1 protein-coding gene is annotated in these 2176 nt (G+C 58.5%); it reads right to left on the bottom strand.

From position 1 onward, the window contains the following. Positions 1 to 1826: alanine--tRNA ligase (gene alaS / locus CW742_RS11065; RefSeq protein ID WP_292420366.1), on the bottom strand; the 1826-nt coding region annotated here is incomplete at its 3' end. Between the last annotated feature and the right edge of the window lie 350 nt (positions 1827 to 2176).

A 2176-nucleotide genomic window follows, 5' to 3' on the forward strand; every position in this document is an offset into this window, starting at 1 on the left:
GTGTGGTGCCGCATCAGGGAGAACCGGCGTTCTTCGTCCACCATGCCCTTCACGCGGTCGCCGCGCCCAAGGATGCCGCCCGCAATGTGGTGGAGGACAACCTCGCCGACTTTGATCACATTGTCGACGCGGACCATGCTCTCAGACGAGACCAGCGTCCCGGTATCGGCCGGCTGACCCCCGCCCTCCGGGTAGAAGACCGTCTGGTCGAGGACAACATAATTGTCGAAGAAGTCGATGACCACCGCCTCGAACTCGATCTCGGAGCTCTGCTCGTAATAGAGTTTTCTCGTCGGGGGAAGCGCCTGGACCCGGGTCGCATACGTTGCCGTACTGTCCTCCCCGGCCTCCCGCTGGGACTCGGAGTGCTGGTCGGCAACGATCGAGTAGAAGTTGTCGGGAAGCTCGACCACCGCCCCCTCCTTTGCCGCAATGTCACGGACCATCTCGGGCTGGATGCCGTGGGAGTCGTACAGGGTGATGATCTCGGCAAGCGGCACGCGCTGGCTCTTTGCTTTGTAGGTCTTAGCCACCTTCTGGACGATCCGTGTCCCGCGTTCGATAGTTGCGGCATACTTCTCGGTCTCGCGGTCTACGATCTCGTGGACAACGGCCATGTCCTGCTCGAATTTTCCGGTACCGATGATGCGGATCTGCTCCTCAATGAGATCGGAGAGCGGGTCGCTGATGCCGAGTTCATGCATCATGCGCAGCGTCCGCCGGATGACAAGGCGGGCAAGGTAGCCTTCGCGGACATTGGAGGGCACGATGCAGTCGCCGAGCATGTACGCAAGGCACCGGGTGTGGTCGACGATGGCGTAGACCTTCTCGACCGGAGTTATCATCTTGTCGAGCTTTTCGGGTGAAATATCGATGGCAGCGGCCACTTTTTTGCGCAGGTTGAAGAGGTTGGTACCCGAGATGTCCATGAGCCCCGCGTACTTCGCATTCAGGGCAAGGATCCGGGTATAGTCCGGGTTGTCGAGATGATGGCTGAGGCCTGCCGCGCCCATGACATGGCTGACCATCTCCGGGAATACCGCGTCGTAAATGGTGGGCGAGCCCTTCGATGCCCAGACAAAGCGCTCGAGGCCGTAGCCGGTATCGACGATGCGCAGTTTCATCGGGTAGTACATCTCGCCCTTGAGATCGTACCCTTTTCCTTGAGTTTTCTGCCTCCCGAGGCTCATGAAGACGAGCGTTGCGACCTCGAGGCCGCCGATGAGGACCTCGACGCTCGGGCCCGCGTTCCCGCCGCCGATCCACGGGTTCTCCTTATACGTTACTTTGGTGATGTCTCCGCCAACCGACGCGATGAACTGGTCACAGAGCTCGACTGTCCGGTCCTTCCAGTAGATCTCCTCGTTTGGCGTATTGAAGGCATGGTGCGCCATCATCTCGAACGTGGTGAGGTGCCGGCCTGATTTTCCCACCGAGTCCAGATCGTTTAAGCGGATGCACGGCTGGGAGATCGTGAGCGGGTTTGCCGGAGGGGGGACCACGCCGCTTGTGACGAACGGCTGGAAGTCTGCGATGGATGCGATGGTTAAGTAGATATCGTCCCGCCAGCGGGCGACCACCGGGTACCGCTCGATCCGCGTGTGCCCCTGTTTCTCGAAGAAGGAGAGGTAGGCCTCCCGCATGGAGTCGATGGTATGGGGACGGAAGATCGGGTTGCCGATGAACGAGTAGGGTTCGCAGGGCGCATCCCCGCAGACCTCGCGGGAACTGTCCCGGGTCCAGAACGCGGAGCCGCAGCTTTTACAGGTTTTGCGGACAAGCCCCTGGGTTTTGAAGTAGTCGAGCTGGTATTCCTCTTCAAGCATGCAGAATCACACAATCGTCAGTACAGTTGCATGCGAACGGTAATCTAGGTTTTGCTTTGGGCCTTTTTTCCTGATATCGCAGGGTACAGGCCGGGGGACAAGAGATAACAGCCGGAATTTTTTGGCGGTCATGGAAGACGTACCCCGTGTTTTTTCCAATTTCCCATCCTTTATCTATCCGGTTCCACCAACACGTAGTATCAAGAAAATTTTAAGAGGAGATGAGATGTCAGAGATTTCAGGATCCCCGCTTGCCCGGCTGGTAGTGTTCATGATCGGTCTCGCGATTGCAGGAACGCTGGTTTCGGGTGTGCATTATTATACCGTTGACCTGCCGGCGCAACGGGCAC

Origin of the sequence: Methanoregula sp., from assembly GCF_002835825.1 — an archaeon.
Classification (GTDB): domain Archaea; phylum Halobacteriota; class Methanomicrobia; order Methanomicrobiales; family Methanospirillaceae; genus Methanoregula.